Origin of the sequence: Pseudidiomarina sp. (assembly GCF_048267825.1) — a bacterium.
Lineage (GTDB): Bacteria > Pseudomonadota > Gammaproteobacteria > Enterobacterales > Alteromonadaceae > Pseudidiomarina.
Genome location: NZ_JBLWWR010000030.1, coordinates 1 through 5,532 on the forward strand (window position 1 = coordinate 1; position 5,532 = coordinate 5,532).

General features: G+C 55.2%; 7 protein-coding genes. All 7 read right to left on the reverse strand.

Going from position 1 to position 5,532, the window contains the following annotated elements:
* On the reverse strand, positions 1-821 hold an 821-nt coding region (atpD, locus tag ACN0UN_RS11660; RefSeq protein WP_417660116.1), incomplete at its 3' end, for a F0F1 ATP synthase subunit beta.
* 33 nt (positions 822-854) lie between these two features.
* Entirely contained in the window at positions 855-1,715 is an 861-nt protein-coding gene (atpG, locus tag ACN0UN_RS11665; protein WP_417660117.1) for a F0F1 ATP synthase subunit gamma, read from the reverse strand.
* 45 nt (positions 1,716-1,760) lie between these two features.
* Positions 1,761-3,302, reverse strand: coding sequence for a F0F1 ATP synthase subunit alpha (gene atpA, locus ACN0UN_RS11670; protein WP_094279248.1), 1,542 nt, complete (start codon positions 3,300-3,302; stop codon positions 1,761-1,763).
* A gap of 14 nt (positions 3,303-3,316) precedes the next feature.
* Complete coding sequence (gene atpH, locus ACN0UN_RS11675) at positions 3,317-3,847, reverse strand: F0F1 ATP synthase subunit delta (protein WP_094279249.1); 531 nt, start codon at positions 3,845-3,847, stop codon at positions 3,317-3,319.
* Between the two features lie 13 nt (positions 3,848-3,860).
* Entirely contained in the window at positions 3,861-4,331 is a 471-nt protein-coding gene (atpF, locus tag ACN0UN_RS11680) for a F0F1 ATP synthase subunit B (RefSeq protein ID WP_094279250.1), read from the reverse strand.
* Positions 4,332-4,381: 50 nt separating this feature from the next.
* Positions 4,382-4,606 (reverse strand): F0F1 ATP synthase subunit C, encoded by a 225-nt coding sequence (atpE, locus tag ACN0UN_RS11685; RefSeq protein WP_071471457.1) that lies wholly within the window; start codon positions 4,604-4,606, stop codon positions 4,382-4,384.
* Between the two features lie 60 nt (positions 4,607-4,666).
* Positions 4,667-5,446: a F0F1 ATP synthase subunit A gene (gene atpB / locus ACN0UN_RS11690; RefSeq protein ID WP_094279251.1), complete on the reverse strand. Its 780-nt coding sequence runs from the start codon at positions 5,444-5,446 to the stop codon at positions 4,667-4,669.
* Positions 5,447-5,532: the final 86 nt, after the last annotated feature.

Here is a 5,532-nt window from a genome sequence, read left to right on the forward strand (position 1 = left end):
AGAGTCGGCTGATAACCTACCGCGGAAGGCATACGACCCAGCAGCGCGGATACTTCGGTACCGGCCAGGGTGTAGCGGTAGATGTTGTCGACGAAAAGCAGAACGTCACGACCTTCGTCACGGAACTTCTCGGCGATGGTCAGGCCGGTCAGTGCCACGCGCAGACGGTTGCCGGGCGGCTCGTTCATCTGGCCATATACCAGGGATACCTTGTCCAGTACGTTGGACTCGGTCATCTCGTGGTAGAAGTCGTTACCTTCACGGGTCCGCTCACCTACACCGGCGAACACGGAGTAACCGCTGTGCTCGATGGCGATGTTACGGATCAGCTCCATCATGGTAACGGTCTTGCCCACGCCGGCGCCGCCGAACAGGCCAACCTTACCACCCTTGGCGAAGGGACAAACCAGGTCGATTACCTTGATGCCGGTTTCCAGCAGTTCGGTAGAGCTGGACTGCTCTTCGTAGCTGGGGGCTTCGCGGTGGATGGACCAGCGCTCTTCTGATTCCACCGGACCTTTTTCGTCGATGGGGTTGCCCAGCACGTCCATGATCCGGCCCAGGGTTTTCACACCCACCGGCACCTGGATGGGTGCATTGGTGTTTTCGATTTCCAGACCACGGCGCAGGCCGTCGGAGGAACCCATGGCGATACAGCGTACTACGCCGCCGCCGATTTGCTGCTGAACTTCCAGAACCAGACCCTGGCCCTGGCCTTCAGTCGTGATCTTCAGCGCATCGTAAACGTGGGGAACCGCATCTTGCGGGAATTCCACGTCCACGACCGCGCCGATGATTTGGACTATGATACCCTTACTCATGTCAAATCCTCTAAACCTTTGAATACCTTCGCCTTATACGGCACCGGCCCCGGCCACGATCTCGCTCAGTTCCTGGGTAATGGCGGCCTGACGGGCCTTGTTGTACACCAGTTGCAGATCGTTTATCAGGTTGCCGGCGTTGTCGGTAGCGGCCTTCATCGCCACCATCCGGGCAGCCTGCTCACTGGCCAGGTTTTCCACCACACCCTGGTACACCTGTGATTCCACAAAGCGCACCAGCAGCTTGTCCAGCAGCGATTTGGGATCCGGCTCGTAGATGTAGTCCCAGCTGTGGCTGGCCACTTCTTCTTCCGATGCAGGCAAAGGCAACAGTTGATCGACCCGGGGTTTCTGCACCATGGTGTTTTCAAACTTGTTGTACACCAGATACAGGCGGTCTATCTCACCGTTATCGAACGCCTCCAGCATGACATTGACGGAGCCGATCAGCTCGCCGAGGGAGGGGTTGTCACCCAATCCCGTGGCCTGGGCGATCACCTTGCCGCCATAGCGGTTGAAAAAGCCCACCGCCTTGTTGCCGATAAGACCCAGGTCGATACCCACGCCCTTGTCGGTCCATGCCTTCATTTCATTCATGGCGGCCTTGAACACGTTGATGTTCAAGCCACCACAGAGGCCCCGATCGGTGGAGACGATAATAAACCCAACGCGCTTGACCTCGCGGTCTTCCAGGTAGGGGTGCTTGTATTCCAAGTTCCCCTGCGCGATGTGGCCGATCACCTTGCGTATGGTTTCAGCGTATGGGCGGCTGTGGTCCATGCGATCCTGCGCTTTACGCATTTTCGAGGCGGCCACCATCTCCATAGCGCTGGTGATCTTCTGAGTGTTTTTCACACTCCCGATCTTGCTACGTATTTCTTTTGCGCCGGCCATGTCGCTTCTCCAATTCAGGTGGCAGCAATTAACGCTGCCACATGGTTACCAGGACTGGGTAGCCTTGAAGCTATCCAGCAACGCAGTCAGCTGAGCTACAACGTCTTTGTTGTAGTCGGCTTTCTCGTTGATCTCCGCCATCAGGGCGGCATGTTCTGAATTGGCGTAAGCGATCAGGGCGTCTTCAAACGTAGTGATGAGTCGCAGCTCAACATCATCCAGGTAGCCGTTTTCTGCGGCGAACAGAGACAGTGACTGCTCGGCAACGGACATCGGACGATATTGCTTTTGCTTCATCAGCTCGGTAACTTTCTGACCGTGGTTCAGCTGCTTGCGGGTAGCATCGTCCAGATCGGAAGAGAACTGAGCGAAGGCCGCCAGTTCGCGGTACTGAGCCAGCGCGGTACGGATACCACCGGACAGTTTCTTCACGATCTTGGTCTGAGCAGCACCACCTACACGGGATACGGAGATACCCGGGTCAACGGCCGGACGGATGCCGGAGTTGAACAGTTCAGTGGTCAGGAAGATCTGACCGTCGGTGATGGAGATCACGTTGGTCGGTACGAACGCAGACACGTCACCGGCCTGAGTTTCGATGATCGGCAGCGCGGTCAGAGAGCCGGTCTGGCCTTTCACTTCACCGTTGGTGAACTTCTCAACGTAGTCAGCAGACACGCGGGAAGCACGCTCCAGCAGACGGGAGTGCAGGTAGAACACGTCACCCGGGTAGGCTTCACGGCCCGGCGGACGACGCAGCAGCAGAGAGATCTGACGGTAGGCAACGGCCTGCTTGGACAGGTCATCGTACACGATCAGGGCATCTTCACCGCGGTCACGGAAGAATTCACCCATGGCACAACCGGCGTAAGGTGCCAGGTATTGCAGGGCGGCAGACTCGGAAGCGGAAGCAACAACCACAATGGTGTTCTTCAGCGCGTCATGCTCTTCCAGCTTGCGAACGACGTTGGCGATGGTGGACGCTTTCTGGCCGATGGCCACGTACACACACTTAATGCCGGAGTCTTTCTGGTTAATGATGGCGTCAACGGCCAGGGCGGTTTTACCCACCTGACGGTCACCGATGATCAGCTCACGCTGGCCACGGCCGATAGGAATCATGGCGTCAACGGCTTTATAACCGGTCTGTACCGGCTGATCTACCGACTGACGATCGATAACGCCGGGCGCGATCACTTCTACCGGAGAAGTGGTATCAGTGTCGATGGCGCCTTTACCGTCGATCGGCTCACCCAGAGTGTTAACCACACGGCCCAGCAGGCTGCGGCCTACCGGAACTTCCAGGATACGACCAGTAGACTGAACCTTGGTGCCTTCGGCCAGGTCGGCATAAGGACCCATAACCACGGCACCAACGGAGTCGCGCTCCAGGTTCAGTGCCAGGGCGTAACGGTTGCCCGGCAGTTCAATCATTTCACCTTGCATGATGTCAGCAAGGCCGTGAATACGAATGATGCCATCGCTTACAGAGACGATGGTGCCTTCGTTTCGTGCTTCACTGACAACATTGAATTGCTCGATGCGCTGTTTGATCAGCTCAGCAATTTCAGTTGAATTCAGTTGCATGCTCTATTCCCCAATCAAGATTGCAGCGTTTCGGCCAAGCGGGACAGACGGCCCCGCACACTTCCGTCGATAACCATGTCACCGGCCTTGATGATAATGCCGGCCATCAGGCTCTTGTCGACGCTGCAATTCAGGTTCACCTTGCGTCCCAGACGCTGTTCCAGTGAAGCCTGAATCTTGGCCACTTGTTGCTTGGTCAGTCTGGCGGCAGATACCACATCGGCATCCACTACCCGGTCCAGTTCCGCCTTCATTTCGGCGAATTCCCGGACCACTGCCGGCAACACACTCAAGCGTCCGTTTACGGCCATAACCCGAATCAGGTTCTGGCCTTGCTCATCAAGCTGTTCGCCACAGACAGCCAAAAACACGTCGGCCATCTTTTCCGCGTTCAGATCGCTGCCGAGCACCTGGGCCATGCTGTCGTTCTGCGCCACTTCGGCAGCAAAAGTCAGCATGGACAACCAGTTGTCGACCGCTTTTTTCTCAACGGCAAAATCGAAAGCTGCTTTGGCATAGGGGCGAGCAATGGTTTTCATTTCCATGGCTCTGATTCCCTTACAGTTCAGCTACTACTTTCTCTACGATGTCGCTGTTGGCAGCGGCATCAATCTGACGCTCGAGGATTCTCTCTGCACCCACCAGGGCAAGAGCAGCAACCTGCTTACGCAGTTCCTCTTTGACACGATTGCGTTCGGCTTCAACTTCCGCCTGGGCCTGTGCCAGAATCTTTTCACGCTCGGCCTGAGCCTCACGCGTTGCATCCTCGATGATCTGAGCCTTACGCTTGTTCGCCAGCTCAACAATTTGAGCGGACTCCAGCTTGGCTTCTTTCAGCTGTTCGGTTGCATTGGTCTGCGCCAGTGCCAGGTCTTTCTTGGCACGTTCGGCCGAAGACAAACCTTCGGCGATTTCTTTCTGGCGCTTTTCGATGGCACCCATGATGGGGGGCCATACGAACTTCATGCAGAACCAAACGAAGATGATAAACGCGATCGTTTGACCGAGGATTGTTGCGTTCATATTCATCGCAACTCTCCTTTAAAGTTGGTTAGCAGACTGATTAACGTACCGGGCCATTAGGCTACGGCGAAGATCAGGTACAGAGCCATACCAACGGTGATCATCGGGATGGCGTCAACCAGACCGACCACGATGAAGAAGTTGCCGCGCAGGGCAGGCAGCATGTCAGGCTGGCGAGCAGCACTTTCCAGGAACTTGCCACCCAGCATAGAGATACCGATAGCACCACCGATAGAAGCCAGACCCAGCATGAGAGCGGCAGCGATGAAAATCATTTCCATTTTATTTCTCCAATTGTTAGCGGTTAGAACGACAGCTTGTTAAATTCTTGTTATCTTAAATTAATGCTCTTCATAGGCCATCGACATATAGACGACGGTCAGGATCATGAAGATGAAAGCCTGCAGAGTGATTACCAGAATGTGGAAAATCGCCCACGGCACATTAAGGACCCATTGAGACCACCACGGCAGCAGGCCCGCGATGAGGATGAAGATCATCTCACCAGCGTACATGTTACCGAACAGTCGCAGACCCAGGGAGATGGGTTTTGCGATCAGCGATACAGTCTCAAGCACCAGGTTAACGGGAATCATGGACCAGTGGTTCAGCGGTTGCATGGTCAGCTCTTTTACAAAGCCGGACACGCCCTTCATCTTGATGCTATAGAAAATGATCAGGAAGAAGACACCGAACGCCATGGACATGGTGATGTTAACATCGGCGGAAGGAACAACCCTCAGGTAAGGAACGCCCAGCAATTGAGCACCATAGGGCAGATAGTCGACCGGGATAAGGTCCATCAGGTTCATCAGGAATACCCAGACAAAAATGGTCAGCGCCAACGGCGCGATTAACGCACTCTTGCCATGGAAGACGTCCTTGACGGATTTATCCACAAACTCAACCAGCAGCTCAACGGCACATTGCCACTTGCCCGGAACACCAGTGGTTGCACGGGATGCAACCTTGCTGAAGCCCCACAAGAACAGCGCGCCCAGGACAACGGAAACAAGCAAAGAATCGATATTCAACGCCCAGAATCCCGAACCAATCTGCAGGTGTTGCAGGTGGTGAGAGATATAACCCTGGGAAGTTAGGACATCTCCTGTTGCAGCCATGTGTTTTCCTAGTAACGGTTGTTGAGAGTGAATGAAAGAATCCACTGCATCAGCAATGCCAGGGCGTAAGCCGTGTACAGGGGCAA